21 protein-coding genes are annotated in these 18,411 nt (G+C 64.2%); 11 read left to right on the top strand and 10 right to left on the bottom strand.

From position 1 onward, the window contains the following. Positions 1–47: 47 nt before the first annotated feature. Both H7A76_RS18235 and H7A76_RS18240 read left to right on the top strand, forming a co-directional pair. The gene (locus H7A76_RS18235) at positions 48–1,214 is read left to right on the top strand and encodes a PLP-dependent aminotransferase family protein (protein WP_185699775.1); all 1,167 of its coding nucleotides are present in this window, start codon (positions 48–50) and stop codon (positions 1,212–1,214) included. 9 nt (positions 1,215–1,223) lie between these two features. Continuing rightward, on the top strand, positions 1,224–1,826 hold the full coding sequence (locus H7A76_RS18240; RefSeq protein WP_185699776.1) for a glutathione S-transferase family protein: 603 nt from the start codon (positions 1,224–1,226) through the stop codon (positions 1,824–1,826). 60 nt (positions 1,827–1,886) lie between these two features. On the opposite strand, the gene H7A76_RS18245 is transcribed toward H7A76_RS18240, so the two are convergent. Beyond that, a complete protein-coding gene (locus H7A76_RS18245; protein WP_185699777.1) occupies positions 1,887–2,780 on the bottom strand; it encodes a LysR family transcriptional regulator in 894 nt (297 codons plus the stop codon). Between the two features lie 131 nt (positions 2,781–2,911). On the opposite strand from H7A76_RS18245, the gene H7A76_RS18250 reads away from it, so the two are divergent. The 3 genes from H7A76_RS18250 to H7A76_RS18260 are packed head-to-tail and all read left to right on the top strand — an operon-like array spanning position 2,912 to position 5,891. Beyond that, positions 2,912–4,213 carry a CitMHS family transporter gene (locus H7A76_RS18250; protein ID WP_185699778.1) on the top strand — a complete coding sequence of 434 codons (1,302 nt, stop codon included), beginning with the start codon at positions 2,912–2,914 and terminating at the stop codon, positions 4,211–4,213. Continuing rightward, on the top strand, positions 4,210–5,568 hold the full coding sequence (locus tag H7A76_RS18255) for an acyclic terpene utilization AtuA family protein (protein ID WP_185699779.1): 1,359 nt from the start codon (positions 4,210–4,212) through the stop codon (positions 5,566–5,568). The genes H7A76_RS18250 and H7A76_RS18255 overlap by 4 nt, the downstream gene beginning before the upstream one ends. Continuing rightward, a complete protein-coding gene (locus H7A76_RS18260) occupies positions 5,565–5,891 on the top strand; it encodes a hypothetical protein (RefSeq protein WP_011062627.1) in 327 nt (108 codons plus the stop codon). Before H7A76_RS18255 ends, H7A76_RS18260 begins: the two co-directional genes overlap by 4 nt. Before the next feature lie 19 nt (positions 5,892–5,910). Here the strand turns inward: H7A76_RS18260 and H7A76_RS18265 are convergent, their stop codons facing one another. From H7A76_RS18265 to H7A76_RS18285, 5 genes are all read right to left on the bottom strand, one after another. Further along, complete coding sequence (locus H7A76_RS18265) at positions 5,911–6,282, bottom strand: glutathione S-transferase N-terminal domain-containing protein (protein WP_185699780.1); 372 nt, start codon at positions 6,280–6,282, stop codon at positions 5,911–5,913. Between the two features lie 101 nt (positions 6,283–6,383). Beyond that, entirely contained in the window at positions 6,384–6,929 is a 546-nt protein-coding gene (gene folE, locus H7A76_RS18270; RefSeq protein ID WP_011062625.1) for a GTP cyclohydrolase I FolE, read from the bottom strand. Positions 6,930–7,006: 77 nt separating this feature from the next. After that, on the bottom strand, positions 7,007–7,564 hold the full coding sequence (locus H7A76_RS18275) for a Smr/MutS family protein (RefSeq protein WP_152898752.1): 558 nt from the start codon (positions 7,562–7,564) through the stop codon (positions 7,007–7,009). Positions 7,565–7,640: 76 nt separating this feature from the next. Beyond that, entirely contained in the window at positions 7,641–7,961 is a 321-nt protein-coding gene (locus tag H7A76_RS18280; protein WP_185699781.1) for a hypothetical protein, read from the bottom strand. A 130-nt stretch (positions 7,962–8,091) separates the two neighbouring features. Beyond that, on the bottom strand, positions 8,092–8,682 hold the full coding sequence (locus tag H7A76_RS18285; protein WP_031320281.1) for a cysteine hydrolase family protein: 591 nt from the start codon (positions 8,680–8,682) through the stop codon (positions 8,092–8,094). Positions 8,683–8,921: 239 nt separating this feature from the next. Here H7A76_RS18285 and prmB point away from each other — a divergent pair, with 239 nt between their 5' ends. Beyond that, positions 8,922–9,830 (top strand): 50S ribosomal protein L3 N(5)-glutamine methyltransferase, encoded by a 909-nt coding sequence (gene prmB, locus H7A76_RS18290; protein WP_185699782.1) that lies wholly within the window; start codon positions 8,922–8,924, stop codon positions 9,828–9,830. 51 nt (positions 9,831–9,881) lie between these two features. Here prmB and H7A76_RS18295 read toward each other — a convergent pair whose 3' ends face one another. Then, positions 9,882–10,673 carry a hypothetical protein gene (locus H7A76_RS18295; RefSeq protein ID WP_185699783.1) on the bottom strand — a complete coding sequence of 264 codons (792 nt, stop codon included), beginning with the start codon at positions 10,671–10,673 and terminating at the stop codon, positions 9,882–9,884. A 98-nt stretch (positions 10,674–10,771) separates the two neighbouring features. Continuing rightward, positions 10,772–11,725 (bottom strand): alpha/beta hydrolase, encoded by a 954-nt coding sequence (locus H7A76_RS18300; RefSeq protein WP_185699784.1) that lies wholly within the window; start codon positions 11,723–11,725, stop codon positions 10,772–10,774. 191 nt (positions 11,726–11,916) lie between these two features. On the opposite strand from H7A76_RS18300, the gene aroC reads away from it, so the two are divergent. The 3 genes from aroC (at position 11,917) to H7A76_RS18315 (ending at position 14,843) form a co-directional block, all read left to right on the top strand. Then, positions 11,917–13,008 carry a chorismate synthase gene (gene aroC, locus H7A76_RS18305; RefSeq protein ID WP_185699785.1) on the top strand — a complete coding sequence of 364 codons (1,092 nt, stop codon included), beginning with the start codon at positions 11,917–11,919 and terminating at the stop codon, positions 13,006–13,008. Between the two features lie 28 nt (positions 13,009–13,036). Next, complete coding sequence (locus H7A76_RS18310; protein ID WP_185699786.1) at positions 13,037–14,191, top strand: MFS transporter; 1,155 nt, start codon at positions 13,037–13,039, stop codon at positions 14,189–14,191. Positions 14,192–14,303: 112 nt separating this feature from the next. Then, positions 14,304–14,843: an acireductone dioxygenase gene (locus H7A76_RS18315; protein WP_185699787.1), complete on the top strand. Its 540-nt coding sequence runs from the start codon at positions 14,304–14,306 to the stop codon at positions 14,841–14,843. Between the two features lie 69 nt (positions 14,844–14,912). Here H7A76_RS18315 and H7A76_RS18320 read toward each other — a convergent pair whose 3' ends face one another. Together H7A76_RS18320 and H7A76_RS18325 are read right to left on the bottom strand one after the other, a co-directional pair. Next, positions 14,913–15,191 (bottom strand): DUF3509 domain-containing protein, encoded by a 279-nt coding sequence (locus tag H7A76_RS18320; RefSeq protein WP_022640152.1) that lies wholly within the window; start codon positions 15,189–15,191, stop codon positions 14,913–14,915. 92 nt (positions 15,192–15,283) lie between these two features. Continuing rightward, complete coding sequence (locus tag H7A76_RS18325; RefSeq protein WP_185699788.1) at positions 15,284–15,592, bottom strand: hypothetical protein; 309 nt, start codon at positions 15,590–15,592, stop codon at positions 15,284–15,286. 275 nt (positions 15,593–15,867) lie between these two features. Between H7A76_RS18325 and H7A76_RS18330 the strand changes: the two genes are divergently transcribed. Next, a complete protein-coding gene (locus tag H7A76_RS18330) occupies positions 15,868–17,706 on the top strand; it encodes a long-chain-acyl-CoA synthetase (RefSeq protein ID WP_185699789.1) in 1,839 nt (612 codons plus the stop codon). A 97-nt stretch (positions 17,707–17,803) separates the two neighbouring features. Then, on the top strand, positions 17,804–18,322 hold the full coding sequence (locus tag H7A76_RS18335; RefSeq protein WP_185699790.1) for an ankyrin repeat domain-containing protein: 519 nt from the start codon (positions 17,804–17,806) through the stop codon (positions 18,320–18,322). Positions 18,323–18,411: the final 89 nt, after the last annotated feature.

An 18,411-nucleotide genomic window follows, 5' to 3' on the forward strand; every position in this document is an offset into this window, starting at 1 on the left:
TCAAGTAGTTTGACGTATTTCCCCAGCCCTTCGCTAGCGGTGACTCCATGGCCTTCTCCGAACGTGTATCGCGCCTTAAAAGCTCCCTGATCCGTGAAATCCTCGCCGCGGCCCAGCGTCCGGAAGTGATGTCGTTCGCTGGCGGCCTGCCGGCCGAGGCGATGTTGCCCAAGGTGCAGTGGCAGGACATGCCCACCACCATGGGCCAGTACGGCGTGAGCGAGGGGGAGCCGCAGTTGCGCGAGGTCCTGGCCGAACAGGCGCGCCAGCTCGGCCTGCCCTGTACGGCGAGCCAGGTCATGGTGGTCAGCGGGTCCCAGCAGACCCTCGACCTGGCGGCCAAGCTGTACATCGACAAGGGTACCCAGATCATGCTGGAAGCCCCGACCTATCTGGCGGCCCTGCAGATCTTCCAGCTGTTCGGTGCCCAGTGCCTGACCGTGGCCCTGCAGGAGGATGGCCCGGACCTGGTGCAGATGCGCCAGCGCCTGGAGCAGCAGCGCCCGGCCTTCGCCTACCTGATCCCGACCTTCCAGAATCCCTCGGCCGTGCGCTACAGCGAAGCCAAGCGCGATGCGGTGGCGGCCTTGCTGGACGAATTCGAAGTCACCCTGGTCGAGGACGAGCCCTATCGCGAGCTGACCTTCGACGGCGGCAGCGCCAGGCCCATTGCCGGGCGCTTGAACAAGGCCAGCTGGATCTACAGCGGCACGGTGTCCAAGACCTTGCTGCCCGGCTTGCGGGTCGGCTACCTGATCGCCAGCCCGGACCTGTTCCCGCACCTGTTGCGGCTCAAGCAGTCGGCGGATCTGCACACCAACCGTTTCGGCCAGTGGCAGGCCATGCAGTGGATCGGCAGCGACCGGTTCCAGCAGCATCTGCTGGACCTGCGCAGCTACTACCGCCAGCGTCGTGATGCTTTCGAGGCGGCCTTGCAGGCTCATTTCACTGATCTGGCGCACTGGCAGGTGCCCGAGGGCGGATTGTTTTTCTGGCTGAGCTTGAAACAGCCCCTGGACACCCGCACTTTGCTGGAGGCGGCATTGGAACGCGACGTCGCCTTCATGCCCGGTGAGCCGTTCTTTAGCGAACCGGACCACCACCACGGGCATCTTCGGTTGAATTTCAGCCACATCGATCCGGCGCGGCTGGACGAGGGCCTCAAGCGGCTGGCCACCGTGATACGTCAAGCACAGGCTGCACAGGCAGCCTAGGGGAGGGCCATGTACAAGGTTTATGGCGATTACCGTTCAGGCAACTGCTACAAGATCAAGCTGATGCTCAACCTGTTGGGGCTGCCTTATGAATGGCAGGCGGTGGATATCCTTGGCGGGGATACCCAGACCGAGGCATTCCTGGCGAAGAACCCCAACGGCAAGATCCCGGTCCTGGAACTCGAGGACGGCACTTGCCTGTGGGAGTCCAACGCGATCCTCAACTTCCTTGCCGATGGCAGTGAGTTCCTGCCCGGCGAGCCGCGGCTACGGACCCAGGTCCTGCAATGGCAGTTCTTCGAGCAGTACAGCCACGAGCCGTACATTGCCGTGGCGCGTTTCATAAAAGCCTACGAGGGCTTGCCCGAGGAGCGCCGGGAGGAATACCTGAAGCTGCACAAGCGTGGCTACAAGGCGCTGGAGGTGATGGAAAAACAGCTGAGCCGCACGCCGTACCTGGTGGGCGAGCATTACTCCATCGCCGACATCGCGCTGTATGCCTACACCCATGTGGCCCACGAGGGTGGTTTCGACCTGGCGGGCTACCCCGGGATCCAGGCCTGGATGCAACGGGTAGCGAGCCATCCGCGACACGTGACGATGCTCGACTGAGCGGGTGCTTCCATCCCCACTGAACCGGCCTTGTGCCGGTTCAGTGCGTTGTGGGTCCCGCTAACGATATTCACTGGCCAGGTTATGGCGTAGCCATTCATAGCAGCGCTGCGCCGCTGGGCTCAGTTGCTGGCCACTGCGGCGGATCAGGCCGATCTCGCGGCTGACCCCAGGATGTTTGATGGCAATCCGGCGCAGGCCCTCACGGCCGTCATCGGCGGATTCCGGCAGCAGGGTAATGCCCAGCCCCTGGCGTACCAGAGCCAGCACCGTGCTCATGTAGTTGGCTTCCATGGCCGCAAGCAGGGGCAGTCGGCTGTCATCGAACAACGTTTCGACCTGTTCGCGCACGCTGCTGTCGCGACCGGTGAGAATGATCGGCTGGCGGGCCAAGTCCTTCAGCGTTACTGACTGGCGCAGGGCCAAGGGATGATCGGTGGCCACGAACAGGCACAGGCGATCCTCCAGCAGGGGCTGGAAATCCAGCCCATGGCTGAGCCGGGCGCGCCCGCCGATACCGAAATCCACTTCGCCGGCCCGGACTTGGGCATGAATGCGGTGAGCCACCAGGTCCTGCAGGCGTAGCTCGATTCCGGCAAATTGCTCGCGAAACTGGCGCAAGGCCGGCGGCAGCACCCCGGCGCAGACCGACGGCAGCGCGGCCAGGGTGACCATGCCCCGGCGCAGGGCGGCCAGGTCCCGGGAGCCGCTGACAATGTTGTCCAGGTCCAGCAGCAGTTTCTCCATCGGTCCCCGGGCCTGCTGCCCAGCGGCGGTCAGGCTGACATGGCGCGGGCTGCGGTCGAGCAGGGCGACCCCCAGCCATTCCTCCAGTTGCTGGACCTGCACGGTAAGGGCTGATGGCGACAGGTGCAGCTCGGCGGCAGCTTTGCTGAAGTTGCCGCTGCGGGCTACGGCGAGGAAGGCCTGGATATGCTGGATCGAGTTCTTCATTTTGTTTTTCCGAATACAGGGCGCCGAATATTCCAATTTACAAAGGCTAGCGCGATTTCAATACTCCAGAAAAACAATAACCGTCCGCCTTCCGGCCCCGGCTTGAAGAGGCGGCACACTGGAGTTGCTCCATGCTCGCCACCCTGGGTGTCATCACCATTCTCTGCCTGCTCGCGGCCGTCATGAGCAAGCGCCTGTCGCCTCTGGTCGCGCTGATTGCGCTGCCGATCATCGCGGCGCTGATCGGCGGTTTCGGTCTGCAGACCAGTACCTTCATCGTCACCGGCATCAAGAACGTCGCCCCCGTGGTAGGCATGTTCGTGTTCGCCATCCTGTTCTTCGGCATCATGACCGATGCCGGCATGCTCGATCCGATCATCGACCGCATCTTGCGCACCGTCGGCACCCGACCGACGCGGATCGTGGTCGGTACGGCGCTTCTGGCGCTGCTGGTGCACCTGGACGGCTCCGGCGCCGTGACCTTCCTGGTGACGGTGCCGGCCATGCTGCCGTTGTACACCCGGCTGGGCATCGACCGGCGGATTCTGGCCTGTGTCGCGGCGATGGCCGCCGGGGTCAATTTCCTGCCCTGGACCGGCCCGGTGTTGCGCTCATCAGCGGCCTTGCATGTGCCGGTGGCGGATTTGTTCCAGCCGCTGATCCCGGTGCAGATCGTCGGCTTGCTGTTCGTCTTCGCCAGTGCCTGGTGGCTCGGCCGCCGGGAGGAGCGCCGCCTGGGCCTCGGTGCCGATGCTTCGGTCGGTGCAGGCATCCCGACCCGGGTATTGAGCCCCGCCGAAGAGGCGCTGCGCCGTCCCGGGCGCTTCTGGGTCAACCTGCTGCTCACGGTGCTGGTGATGTTGGTGATGATTGCCGGCTGGGTCGATCCGGTGGTGATGTTCATGGTCGGCACGGTGCTGGCGCTGTGCATCAACTACCCGGATGTCGAGGCCCAGCGAGCACGCATCGATGCTCATGCCAAGACGGCCCTGACCATGGCCAGCATTCTCCTGGCGGCCGGTGTGTTCACTGGCATCATGCAGGGCAGCGGCATGCTCAAAGCGATTGCCGAAGTGACGGTGGCGCAGATTCCTGCCGGTCACGGCAAGCTGATTCCGACCGTGGTGGGGGTCCTGTCCATGCCCCTGAGCATGCTGTTCGACCCAGACTCCTATTACTTCGGGGTGATGCCGGTGATTGCCGAAGTGGGCAAGGCCCTGGGTGTCGACCCGCTGCAAGTGGCCCAGGCTTCGTTGCTCGGCGTGCACACCACCGGTTTCCCGGTAAGCCCTTTGACCCCGGCGACCTTCCTGCTGGTGGGCCTGTGCAAGATCGAACTGGCCGACCATCAGCGTTTCACCATCCCCTTTCTATTCGCCGCGTCAGTGTTGATGACCCTGACCGCGCTGCTGCTGGGAGTTTTTTTAAGATGAAAAGCCTACGTATCGGCTCCGGCGCCGGTTACTCCGGTGACCGTATCGAGCCCGCCATCGAGTTGGCGCAACAGGGCGACCTGGATTACCTGGTGTTCGAATGCCTGGCCGAGCGCACCATCGCCCTGGCGCAGCAGGCGCGCCTGGCCGACCCGCACAGCGGCTACGACCCGTTGCTGGGGGCACGGATGCGCGGGGTGCTGCCCTTTGTCGGCGCCGCGGCCTCGGGACGGCGTTTGCGCATCATCAGCAACATGGGGGCGGCCAATCCGTTGGCGGCGGTGGCCGAGGTGCAGCGGATCGCCGCCGAGCTGGGCTTGCCAGGGCTCAAGGTGATCGCGGTGCTGGGGGACGATGTGCTCGAGACTCTGCGGGCCCGGCCGGAGTGGGTGCTGGACAACGGGCAGTCCCTGGGCTCGCTGGGGCAGCGGCTGATTTCCGCCAATGCCTACCTGGGCGCCCAGGGCATAGTCGAGGCGCTGCGGGCCGATGCCGACGTGGTGATCACTGGGCGGGTGGCCGACCCCTCGTTGTTCCTGGCGCCGCAGATCTTCGAGTTCGGCTGGGCCGAGGATGACTGGTTGCGCCTGGGACGCGGGACGCTGGTGGGGCATCTGCTGGAATGCGCAGGCCAGGTCAGCGGCGGCTACTTTGCCGATCCGGAGGTCAAGAATGTGGCCGGTCTGGCGCGCCTGGGTTTCCCCCTGGCCGAAGTGGATGAACAGGGCGCGGCCCTGATCACCAAGGTCAAGGGCTCCGGGGGACAGGTCAGCAGCGCTACCTGTACCGAGCAGTTGATCTACGAAGTGCATGACCCGGCGGCCTACCTGACGCCGGATGTCTGTGCCGATTTTTCCGCGGTGGGCTTTGTCGAGGAGGCCCCCGACCGGGTGCGTCTGCAAGGGGCGGCAGGCAGTCCGCGGCCTGAGCGGCTCAAGGTCAGCGTTGGCTACCTGGATGGCTGGATCGGCGAAGGGCAGATTTCCTATGGCGGCCCTGGAGCTGTGGCAAGGGCGCGGCTGGCCCGGGACATCGTGCTCGAACGCCTGGCCCTGACCGGGGTACAGATGCAGGAAGTGCGCGCGGAACTGATCGGCATCGATGCCTTGCACGGTGTTGAACTGGGCCAGCGAGCGCATGTCGAGCCCTGGGAGGTGCGCCTGCGGGTGGCGGCTCGCTGCACGGACAAGGCCGAAGCGGTGCGCGTCGGCAATGAGGTGGAAACCCTCTATACCAATGGGCCCGCTGGTGGCGGCGGGGCCAGCAAAAGCCTGCGGCAGGTGGTGGCGGTGGCCTCGCTGTTACTGCCCCGGGAGGCCGTCAAGGTCACCTTGCATCAGGAGGTACGGGCATGAATGAGGTCAAATTGCGTGACTTGGCGCACTCGCGTACCGGGGACAAGGGCGACACTTCGAATATTTCGGTGATTGCCTACCGCGCCGAGGACTTTGCCTTTCTTTGCGAGCAGCTTACCGCCGAGCGCGTGGCGCAATATTTCGCCGGCTTGCTGGGGAGCGATGCTGCGCCGGTACAGCGTTATGTCCTGGAGAATGTGCGGGCCTTGAACTTTGTCTTGCCGGGCATCCTGCGCGGCGGGGTGACCCGCTCTCTGGCGTTGGATGCCCACGGCAAGTGCCTGGGCGCGGCCTTGCTCGACTTGCAGCTGGCCCGGGGCTGAAGAGCCCCGGGGGAGGACGTCAGACGGTTGCGAAGCGCTGGTTCAGGTAATCGATGATCACCTTGGATTCGTACATCCAGGTGGTTTGTCCGTGCTCTTCGATGCGCAGGCACGGCACCTTGATCTTGCCGCCTTGCTCCAGCAGGGCCTGGCGGTCTTGCGGGTTGTTCTTGGCGTCGCGCAGTGCCACCGGCACGTTCAGGCGGTGCAGGGTGCGGCGGGTCTTCACGCAGAAGGGGCAGGCGTGGAACTGGTACAGCGCCAGGCTCTGGGCGGCCTGCTCGACCTGGGCCTGGGCGGCGGCGCTGCGCTTTTGCTTGCGCGGACGGGTGATGAAGTCGATGAAAATGATGAGTTGGCCCAGGCCGACTCGCAGTGCTTTGACGATCACGGTGTTGCCTCTTGCCCATGGATGAAGGGGCGGCAGCTTAACCGATTTTGGCCAGGCGAAAAAAACCGGCGATCGACGCCGGTTTTTTCATTGACCGCCTGTCACTTGATCAGGCTGAGGAACTCGCTGCGGGTCGCGGCATTCTCGCGGAACTCACCGAGCATCACCGAGGTGATCATCGACGAGTTCTGCTTCTCCACGCCGCGCATCATCATGCACATGTGCTTGGCCTCGATCACCACGGCCACGCCCAGCGCACCGGTCACTTGCTGGACGGCGTCGGCGATCTGCCGGCTGAGGTTTTCCTGGATCTGCAGGCGCCGGGCATACATGTCGACGATGCGCGCGACCTTCGACAACCCCAGGACCTTGCCGCTGGGGATGTAGGCCACGTGGGCCTTGCCGATGAAAGGCAGCAGGTGGTGTTCGCACAGCGAGTAGAGCTCGATGTCCTTGACCAGCACCATTTCGCTGTTGTCGGAGCTGAACAAGGCACCGTTGGTGACCTCTTCCAGGGTTTGTGCATAACCGCGGCAAAGGTACTGCATGGCTTTGGCGGCGCGCTTGGGCGTGTCGAGCAGGCCCTCGCGGGAGACGTCCTCGCCCAATTGGCCGAGGATCGCGGTGTAATTCTGTTCCAGGGACATGAAACTACCTGTGGGATTTTACGCAAAGGGCAAGGGTACGGTGGCCGGCACGGCGCTGCAAGCTCGATGCAGGCGCTTTATTCGTCGCGGCCTTCCATCATGGTGCGCTTGAGCATGACGTACAGCGCACCGGTGCCGCCATGCCTGGCCTGGCAGGAAGCGAAGCCCAGCACTTGCGGATGCTGGCGCAGCCAGGTGTTGACGTGGCTCTTGATCATCGGCCGCTTGCCATCCAGGCGCACGGCCTTGCCGTGGGTAACCCGGACACAGCGGATTTCGAACTTGGTGGCTTCGGCGAGGAACGCCCAGAGGGTTTCCCGGGCTTTCTCCACGGTCATGCCGTGCAGGTCGAGGCTGCCTTCGAAGGGGATCTGGCCGATCTTCAGCTTGCGCATCTGGCTGTCCTGGACCCCGTCGCGGGCCCACATCAGCTCGTCTTCCGGACCCACGTCGATGACGAACTGGTCGGACAAGCCGTCCACCGTAGTGGTTTCGCTGCGTACGGTGGCAGCCTGGCGCAGCTTGGCGATCTGCGCCCGGTCGGTCTTGGGTTTGCCTGTTTCGGCACGGTCATGCTTGATCGGCTTGATGCCGCGCATCTCGTTCTTGAACAGGGAAAAGTCGTCGTCTTGCATATCAGCCTCCGCGAAGGGTGGCTAGTTTACCCAAGTCGCTATGCCTTCAGGCGCGTAAATCGCGCCGTGGGCTGTTTCAGTCGTGTTTTTTCATCAGGTGCGGGGCCATGTTCAGCGCCAGCGGCTGGCGCATGCGGCGTCGGCAACGTCGCCACAGGCGTACGCCGGCATACAGCAGCACCAGGCCGGTCAGCAGGACTACCGTCGAACCCAGCGGTTGGGCGTTGAGTTCGCCCAGCGCTGGCGCGCGTCCCAGCAGGCTGGCGATACCGGCCATGGCTAGCAGCACGCCGCAGGTCGCCAACAATGCGGAGAATGCCGCTCCCAAGCGCAAGCGCCAGTTGCGCGGGCTCTTGGGCCGCAACCGGCGTGCGTCAAAACCATCGGATATCTTCATTCCGATCTTCCTCAGTGGGTATCGGCCCTTCGACCGGAAGTTGGTCGGGTGGTTCCTGAGGCTCGGGTAATTGCTGCACATGCGTGGCATTCATGGATGAGCGGCCCGCCAGCCGCTCACCTGAGGGCGGTCAGATCAGGCTTGCGGTCGAGGCCAGGGTGGCGAAGTTGTCGGCCATGATGGCCATTTCGGTCTGCTGGACGTGTGCAGCGCTGAGGATGCCGTCCTTGTAGGGCAGGTCGCGGGTGGCGCAGGCATCCTCCACCAGGGTGCAGCGAAAGCCCAGGTTCTTCGCCGCGCGGACGGTGGTGCTGACGCTGGAGTGGCTCATGAAACCGGCCACGATCAGGTCCAGGGAGCCCAGGTCCTGCAGGCGCTTTTCCAGTTCGGTGCCATGGAAGGCGCTGGGCAGCAGCTTGCCGATGATGGTCTCGTCACCCTGGGGTTCGAGGCCGGGAATGAATTCGCCGCGTTCGCCCTGGGGGTCGAACAGGCCGCCGACGGTGCCGAGGTGGCGGACATGCACGATGGGCCGGCCGGCTGCCCGGGCGGCGCTCAGCAGCTGGCGGATGTTGGCCACTGCCGCGTCCATGCCGGACAGGGCCAGGGGGCCGCTGAGGTACTCTTTCTGGGCGTCGATGATCACAAGGGTCGCGTGGCTCAAATTGGCCGCCGCATAACCACGACCGCTGAGTTGAAACATCGTCTTTGGAACGGACATTCTGGGGCTCCTGTGAGTGGGGCGTTTGCGACATTGTCCTCTGGCGGAGCGCTTCTGTGAATCGCTACTAACGTAAGGGGCGCCGTTGCTGGCCTGCAGCCATGTCAAGCGCTATCGTCGAGCGCCCTTCGGGCGGGCCCGGGGCGTTCACCGGTCGATTGCGCGGCAATGGTTTTCCGCTTAGTCGGCAACGGCTTTGGCTGTTAGAATCGTTGGTCGTTTTGTCAGGAGTCTGTTCCGTGATCACTTCCCGTCTACGCACCTTGCGTGACCATATCCGCTGGGCCGTCAGCCGCTTTCATGGGGAGAATCTGTTCTTCGGCCATGGCACCGACAATGCCTGGGACGAGGCGCGCCAACTGGTGCTCGGTGCCCTGCATCTGCCCTGGGAAATTGCCGATAGCTATTTGGATTGCGCGTTGGAAGACAACGAGCTGGTCCACCTGCAGCACTTGCTCAAGCGCCGCATCGAAGACCGTGTTCCCGTGGCCTACCTGCTAGGGGAAGCCTGGTTCTGTGGCTTGCCGTTCGTGGTCGACGAACGCGTACTGATTCCCCGTTCGCCCATCGGCGAGTTGATCGAGAAGCGCTTCGAGCCCTGGCTGGCCAACGAACCGGCGCGGATCCTCGACCTGTGCACCGGCTCCGGCTGCATCGGCATCGCCTGTGCCTACGAGTTCCGCGAGGCCGAGGTGGTGCTGGCCGACCTGTCCTTCGAGGCCCTGGAAGTGGCCAACCAGAACATCGAGCGCCACGGTGTCGAAGAGCGGGTCTTCACCGTGCAGGGCGATGGTTTCGATGGCCTGCCGGGCCAGCGCTTCGACCTGATCGTGTCCAACCCGCCCTATGTCGACGCCGAGGATTTCGCCGACATGCCCGAGGAATACCAGCACGAGCCCGAACTCGGCCTGGCCTGTGGCGAGGATGGCCTGAACCTGGTGCGGCGCATGCTGGCCGAAGCGGCCGGGCACTTGACCGACAAGGGCCTGCTGATCGTCGAGGTGGGCAACAGCCAGGTACACGTCGAGGCGCTGTATCCGGAGGTGGATTTCGCCTGGCTGGACTTCGAGCGCGGCGGCCATGGCGTGTTCATGCTCACCGCCGAACAGTGCCGTCAGCACCAGGCACTCTTCGCTTCTCGTCTCTGAAGGGGGCCAATGGCCCGCGCGATGCGGGCCCTGGTGGCAAGAGGATGCGGCTCAGCGGTGAGTCGCGATCCAGATCAGCAGCCCGGCCTGGAACACGGCGAAGGCCACCAGGCAGGTGATGGTGAACCGCAAGCCGGCATCTTCACGCTTGTACTTGGTGACTTTCTCGTCCTGCTTGCGCAGCTTGCCTTCCAGCTCCTCCAGGTTCTGTTCGGCTTGCTGGAGCATCTGCGCGGCTTCCAGTATCTCCACGAACTGCAGTTTCTCGGTGTTCCACTGGCTCAACAACTCGCCGACCTGGACGTCCTTGACGCTGCCCTTGAGGTGTTGGGCATCGGCATAGACCACATCGAAACCTTGCATGCGCAGCACATGGTCGCGGCGCAGGCGAGTGTCTTCGTTCAGGGCATCCTTGTTCGCCAGGTCGAAGCCGTCGACCCGGTAGTGCGGCCATTTCTTTTGTGCCCACTGTGCGGCCTGGGCCAGCAGGAAACGGCCTATCCCACGGTTCAAGGGCTCGATCTGCAGGCCGCCCTCGGGCTCGAAGCAGACCCGGCGAGTGTCGTGCTCGACCCACACATCCAGGTGATTCTGTTCCTTGCGCACCCGTTGCCCGGGCAGGCTGATGTTCATGCGCAGCAAGCTGTATTGCTTGTTGCTGCGCTCGGCGTAGCCGAATTCGATGAAACGCAGGGGGCGCGAACCGGTGGCTCGATCGGTTTGCAGGGGAGCCAGGCGCAGCATCCTGCGGTGCTCGACCTGGACATCCGCCCAGGGACGCGGTGCCGGCTCCGGGGCGACGGGTTCCTGCTCGGCGGCAGGTGAATTCTGGGTATCAGTCATAACGGCAAGTCCTGTCCAATCGCTGTGCGCCGACAGCAATCGAACGGCCGGCAAAGGCTTATCGGCCGTTTTTTCCAGGACTGGAGGGTTAAAACAGGCTAACGGGTGTGAAGTCCGTCAATAAAGTCGGTGATGGCACTGCCCAACTGTGCCGCCAGCGGCAGTTGCGGGTCCTTATAAGAGGCCAGCTGGCGCTGCAGGTCGTTGGGCACGATGCGCATCACATGGTTCATGCCCTCGATCAGCGCCAGCCGAGCATCGGGCTTGGCGGCCTTGAGCACCTTGGCATCATCGACGCTGACCTGGATGTCGTTGCTGCCCTGGACGATCAGCGCCGGCATCTTCAGGCGGGCGAAGGCAGCGGCCGGATCCTCGCGGAACAGCGTGATCAGGTAAGGCTGCACGCTGGGACGGAAGATCACCTGCAAGGCCGCGGGCACATCGCTGTCGACCTTGCCGGCCTTGAGGCTGTCCAGCAGCTCGTTGGCCCGCACCATCAAGCCCGGGGGCAGGCGGTAGCTCAATTGCTGGCGCAGGACCTGGTCCACCGGCCGGGCGGTACCGGCGATGGAAACCACGCCCGCGGCATCCACTTGCGGCGCGGCGAGGCTGGCGATCAGCGCCCCTTCGCTGTGGCCCAGTACCACCAATTGGCCCAGGCGCGGGTCGGTCTTGAGCTTATTGCCCCAGGCCACGGCGTCGGCCACGTAGGCCTCAAGGGTCAGGTTGCGTTCGTCCGGGGTGGCGGCGAGGCTGGCGGCCACCCCGCGCTTGTCGTAGCGCACGCTGGCGATGTTGTGCCGGGCCAGCACCCAGGCCAGGCGCTTGAGGTTGTCATTGCGCCCGCCGTCGGGGTTGTTGCCGTCGCGATCGGTAGGGCCGGAGCCGGAAATGATCAGCACCACCGGCACGGGCTGCGCGGATTTGGGCAGCAGCAGCGTACCGTACAGCTCGCCATGGCCGGTATCCAGGCTGATGGGACGTTGCAGGATGGTGGCCTGGGCCAGGCCGGTGAACAGGAACAGACTCAGCAGAAGAACTCGCAGCATCATCACGCCATCATGGAAAAGGTGCCCGTTGGACTCGGGCAAGGGTCGAAGGTTCGAGGATGAACTACTTGGGTAGCCTGCGTATACTGCCGTGCTGCCGGGAGCTGTTGCCGTGGGTCGATGGAGGATCGACAAACCGTAACGGGACCTGGTCCAGATTGAGTCATTCCCGCTGATTTCACGGAGCGCCCCGCATGTCCGGCAATACCTACGGCAAGCTGTTCACTGTCACCACCGCCGGCGAAAGCCATGGCCCGGCGTTGGTCGCCATTGTCGACGGCTGCCCGCCGGGCCTCGAGCTGTCCCTGCAAGACCTGCAGCGCGACCTGGACCGGCGCAAGCCCGGCACCAGCCGCCACACCACCCAGCGCCAGGAGCCCGACGAGGTCGAGATCCTCTCCGGGGTCTTCGAGGGCAAGACCACCGGCTGCGCCATTGGCCTGCTGATCCGTAACACCGACCAGAAGTCCAAGGACTACTCGGCGATCAAGGATCTGTTCCGCCCGGCCCACGCCGACTACACCTACCACCACAAGTACGGCATCCGCGACTACCGTGGCGGTGGCCGCAGCTCGGCGCGGGAAACCGCCATGCGTGTGGCGGCCGGTGCCATCGCCAAGAAATACCTGGCCAGCCAGGGCATCGTGGTGCGGGGCTACATGAGCCAGCTGGGCCCGATCGAAATCCCGTTCAAGACTTGGGACGGCGTGGAGGACAACGCCTTCTTCAGTCCCGACCCGGACAAGGTGCCGGAGCTGGAGGCCTACATGGACCAACTGCGCCGTGACCAGGATTCCGTGGGCGCGAAGATCACGGTGGTCGCCGAAGGCGTGATGCCAGGGTTGGGCGAGCCGATCTTCGATCGCCTGGATGCCGAACTGGCCCATGCGCTGATGAGCATCAACGCCGTCAAGGGCGTGGAAATCGGCGCCGGTTTCGCCTCGGTGTCCCAGCGTGGCACGGAACACCGGGACGAGCTGACGCCGGAAGGTTTCCTCAGCAACAATGCCGGCGGCATCCTCGGTGGTATCTCCTCGGGCCAGCCGATCATTGCCCACCTGGCCCTCAAGCCGACCTCCAGCATCACCACCCCGGGGCGCTCCATCGACGTCGATGGCAACCCGGTGGACGTGATCACCAAGGGGCGCCACGACCCATGCGTGGGCATCCGCGCCACGCCGATCGCCGAGGCGATGATGGCCATCGTGCTGATGGACCACCTGCTGCGTCATCGCGGCCAGAACGCCGACGTGCGCGTCGGCACTCCGGTCCTGGGCCAGCGTTGATGCCGGTGCTGCCGGTCGCCACGCTCGGATGACCGTGGCGACATTGCCGTACTGGCGGCTTTCCAGCTTCTACCTGTTCTATTTCGCGCTGCTGGGTTCGACCGCGCCGTTCCTGGCGCTGTACTTCGATCACCTGGGATTTTCCAGCGCGCGGATCGGCGAGCTGGTGGCCATCCCCATGCTCATGCGGTGCGTGGCGCCGAACCTCTGGGGCTGGCTCGGCGACTACACCGGCCAGCGCCTGGCCATCGTGCGTTTCGGCGCGATCTGCACCCTGGGCTGTTTTTCCCTGATCTTCATCGACCAGAGCTACGCCTGGCTGGCGATGGTCATGGCCCTGCATGCCTTCTTCTGGCACGCGGTGCTGCCGCAGTTCGAGGTCATCACCCTGGCCCACTTGCAGGGGCAAGCCTCACGCTATAGCCAGATCCGCCTCTGGGGCTCCGTCGGCTTCATTCTCACGGTGGTGGCCCTGGGGCGCTTGTTCCAGTGGCTGAGCCTGGATATCTACCCGGTCACCCTGGTGGTGATCATGGCGGGGATCGTCCTCAGCAGCCTATGGGTGCCCAATGCCCAGCCGCTGGCCCAGGGGCAGCGCCTGGCGGGGGAGGGATTTCTCCGGCAGGTGCGGGCCCCCGGGGTGCTGGCTTTCTACTTGTGCGTGGCGCTCATGCAACTGAGCCATGGTCCTTACTACACCTTCCTGACCTTGCACCTGGAGCGCCTGGGCTACAGCCGTGGATTGATCGGCATGCTCTGGGCCCTCGGGGTGGTGGCCGAGGTGCTGATGTTCCTGGCCATGAGCCGGATCCTGGCGCGGTTCTCCGTACGCCGGGTGCTGCTGGCCAGCTTCCTGCTGGCGGCCCTGCGCTGGTTGCTATTGGGCAGCCTGGCGGAGTTCCTCTGGGTGCTGCTGTTGGCCCAGGTGCTGCATGCCGCGACCTTCGGCAGCTTCCACGCTGCCTCCATTCATTTCGTCCAGCGCAGCTTCGGGGCGCGCCAGCAAGGCCAGGGCCAGGCGTTGTACGCAGCCCTGGCGGGCACTGGCGGCGCTCTCGGAGCGCTCTATGCCGGCTACAGCTGGAACGCCCTGGGGGCGACATTGACCTTTAGTATGGCCAGCGTCGCAGCCCTGGCCGCAGCCGTTATCATTGCCGCCCGCATGCAAGAGCAGAGGCCCTGAGCCTGTCTCTCGCACTGTTGCCTGGCACAGCCAGCCACCCTGCCGAGGCGCCTTCGACGAAGGTGCCAGCGCTGTGTCCGAACGGCCCCATCAAACTCCAGGAGTCACCACTATGAGCAGCCTGTCCGTCTATCACGTCTCCAGCCCGGACCTGCCGAACAAGGTCCTGACCCATTTCGAGGATATCGCCGCCACCCTGGCCGAGCAGGGCATCGCCATCGAGCGCTGGTCGCACGCTACCCGGATCGAACCCGGCGCCAGCCAGGAACAGGTCCTGGCCGCTTGCCAGGCCCAACTCGATCCCCTGATGAGCCAGCGCGGCCATGCCTCGCTGGAAGTGCTCAGCCGCAAGGGCAGCTACGCGGACATCGACGGCAACTTGCCCGAGGAGCAGCGCCTGGATGGCGACGCGGCGTTGCTGCTCCTGGCCGGGCGCGGGCTGCTCTACCTGCATATCGACGACTACGTGTATGGCCTGGTATGCGAACGGCATGATCTGGTCTCGCTGCCGGCAGGCACGGCCCACTGGTTCGACATGGGCGAGCAGCCGGACCTGGTGGCCATCCGCTTGTTCGGCGACAAGACCGCGACCCACGCCGCCAGGATCACCGGTGACGACATCGCCAGTGGTTTCCCGCGCCTGGACGACTGACCTGGCAAATGCACTCGGGCCGGCGCCACGCAAGGTGGGGCCGGCCCGAGCAGCGGGATGGGCAGCGGCTTACAGGGAGTGGTAAGTCGGCAGGGCGAAGCGGTTCTGGCTCTGCAGCAGGGAAATCTGCGGCAGCTCGCTGGCCTGCTCGGCCAGGTCGCGGCGGATGGCGCTGATGACCCACGACAGCTGGTCTGCGGCGTGCAGTTGGGCGTAGGAAATCGAACGCTTGAATTCCTTGCCCTCGCTATTGCGCAGGGTGAGCAGGATGCCGCCATCGGGGCGCGCCAGGGTGGTCACTTCGAAGTTGGAGAACAGGGAGGAAAACTTTTCTTGGATCAGGCTCATGTCTATCAGCTCCGTTAGTTCTTGAAGGGCAAGCATGGAGTGATAGGTGCAGCGATTGTGCCAGTATTGGATTTTATAAAAACCCTTATATATCAATGGCTTGTAAAGTCACCTGAAAAAAGAATTCGTGCAAATTGCATGAATCGCCATCGTGCATCCTGCATTTTGCAGGTTGTGGCGGGGCAGGGCGCAGCGTGGCCTTGCTCATTGTGACCATCGGGCAGGCAAGAAAATTCAATGCCGATCCGGGGCCATGGAGTGCCATGAAAGGGCGGCGCTGGAGATACAAAACTTTGCAAAAACCCCGTGTACAGCTTCGTGAGGGCTGACGTATTTTCCAGCTCGTCAGCCCTTGCTGCGCTGGTCTTGCGGCTGCGCTGGGCAGGGGCTTGCAGCGACATGGAATGTGTTGTGGCGCGGTCCTGGTGACCTCGCCCGAAGGATAATAAGAATATAGGACGCCCTTCATGAACGATCTGTGCATACCCTCGGCGGCGCTGCCTGCCGCATTCTCCCCGACTCATCCGTCGTTCCTTTCCAGCAGCTGCAGCCTGCGTCGCCTGCCGGTGCTCCGATTCCGGGTCGCCACTCCCGGTTGAGCCCAGCACGTCATCCGTTGCCAGCGCCCGGCCGGCCAGGTCCGGGCACAGACCTTTGTCGTCGAGCCGGAGCCACCATGAGCAAGCAAAAGAGCGACATGATCACCTGGGGCATGATGCTGCGTAAGGTGCCATCCATTGCCCGGGCATTGCCACGGGTGGTGCGCGGCATCAGGGCCGGGAACATCGAGAAAGCGGACCAGCCCTGCGGCCTGGGCTGGAGCTTCGAACAAGCGACCAGGCGCAATCCACAAGGGCCGGCATTGCTGTATGGCAACAGGGTCCTGAGCTACTCCCAGGTCAACCAGTGGGCCAACCGCATCGCGGCCTACCTGCAGGAGCAGGGCATCGGCAAGGGCGATGTATTGGCGGTCTTCATCGAAAACCGTCCGGAACTGCTGGTCACGGTACTGGCGGTGGCCAAGCTCGGCGGGATCTGCGCCATGGTCAACACCGCGCAGACCCAGAGTGTGCTGGTGCACAGCCTGAACCTGGTCAAGCCGGTGGCGATCGTGGTCGGCGCCGAATTGCTGGCGGCCTATTCGGCGGTGCGCGACCAGGTCGCCATCGAGCCGCGGCGTACCTGGTACATCGCCGACCAGGACACCCTGGCCGATCCCGGAGCCACCCCCGAAGGGCTGGTCAACCTGATGGCCGAGAGTGCCGGCTACCCGGGGGACAACCTGGCCCAGACCCAGCGCATCTTCCTCGATGACCCTTGCTTCTACATCTATACCTCCGGCACCACCGGCTTGCCCAAGGCAGGCATCTTCAAGCACGGGCGCTGGATGCGCACCAGTGCCGGCTTCGGCACCATCGCCCTGGATATGCAGCCTGAGGATGTGCTGTATTGCACCTTGCCGCTGTATCACGCCACCGGCTTGTGCGTGTGCTGGGGCTCGGCCATCACCGGGGCCTCGGGGTTCGCCATCCGCCGCAAGTTCAGCGCCAGCCAGTTCTGGGACGATGCCCGGCGCTTCCAGGCGACCACCATAGGTTATGTCGGTGAACTGTGCCGCTACCTGATCGACCAGCCGGGTTCGCCGCGTGACAGCGACCACCAGGTGTTCAAGATGATCGGCAACGGCCTGCGCCCGGGGGTCTGGAGTGAATTCAAGCAGCGCTTCGGCGTCGGCCATATCTGCGAGCTGTACGCCGCCAGCGACGGCAACATCGGCTTCAGCAACATTCTCAACTTCGACAACACCGTCGGGTTTTCCCTGATTCCTTGGGCCTTGGTGGAGTATGCCCACGACACCGGTGCGCCGCTGCGCAACAGCCAGGGGTTCATGCAGAAGGTGGCCAAGGGCGGCCAGGGCCTGCTGCTGGCGAAGATCGACGACAAGGCACCGCTGGATGGCTATACCGATCCGGAGAAGAACCTCAAGGTGATCCTCAAGGACGTGTTCGAGAAGGGCGACAGCTACTTCAATACCGGCGATCTGCTGCGTGACATCGGTTTTGGCCATGTGCAGTTCGTCGATCGCTTGGGCGATACCTTCCGCTGGAAGGGCGAGAACGTCTCCACCACCGAGGTGGAGAACATCCTGCTGGGGCACCCGCAAATCGCCGAGGTGGTGGCCTACGGCGTGGAGATTCATAACACCAACGGCCGTGCGGGGATGGTGGCGATCACCCCGGCGGAGTCCCTGGCGACCCTGGATTTCGGTGCGCTGTTGCAGTTCGCCCGGCAGCAACTGCCGGGCTATGCGGTGCCGCTGTTCCTGCGGATCAAGGTGAAGATGGACACCACCGGCACTTTCAAATACCAGAAGAGCCGCCTGAAGGAGCAGGCCTTCGATCTCGAACGCACCGGAGACGATCCGATCTATGCCTGGTTGCCGGGCTCGGACACCTATGAACGATTGACCCCGCAAATCTTCGCCGACATCCAGGCAGGGCGCCTGCGCTATTGATTCTGTCTATGGCGGCCCTTGGGAAAAAGAGGATGACAGGCTGCGGCCGGCTTGGGGAAACTAGCGACATTCCGATTGCCCGAACCTGGAGTTTCCGATGACCGACAAAAGCCGCCAGATGACCGAAGACGAGGCCGCCCAGTTCGTCGAGCAGGTGTTCAACGTCGCCCGCCAGGGCGATGCCCAGATGCTCGACCGACTGGCCGGTGGTGGCCTGCCGGTCAACCTGCGCAACCACAAGGGCGATACCCTGCTGATGCTGGCCGCGTACTACGGGCATGTGGATGCGGTGCAGGTGCTGCTCAAGCACAAGGCCGACCCCGAGATCCGCAACGACAACGGCCAGAGCCCGATCGCCGGGGCCGCCTTCAAGGGCGACCTGGCGGTGGTCAAGGCGCTGGTGGAGGGTGGTGCCCAGGTCGAGGGCGCCTCTTTCGACGGGCGTACTGCACTGATGATGGCAGCCATGTTCAACCGCACCGAGATCGTCACCTACCTGATCAGCCAGGGGGCCGATCCCAAGGCTCGCGATGCCAATGGCGTGAACGCCCTGGAGGCGGCCAGGACCATGGGCGCGGTGGATACCACCGCGCAACTGGAACAACTCCTGGCCTGAGGCGCGAGGGCGGCGAGGGCTTGGGCCCTCGTCGTTGCAGCAGGACCGGCCGCGGACTTTAGGCTATCCTTCGCGCCCTCGAAATTTCC

Origin of the sequence: Pseudomonas sp. MSSRFD41, assembly GCF_014230245.1 — a bacterium.
Lineage (GTDB): Bacteria > Pseudomonadota > Gammaproteobacteria > Pseudomonadales > Pseudomonadaceae > Aquipseudomonas > Aquipseudomonas piscis.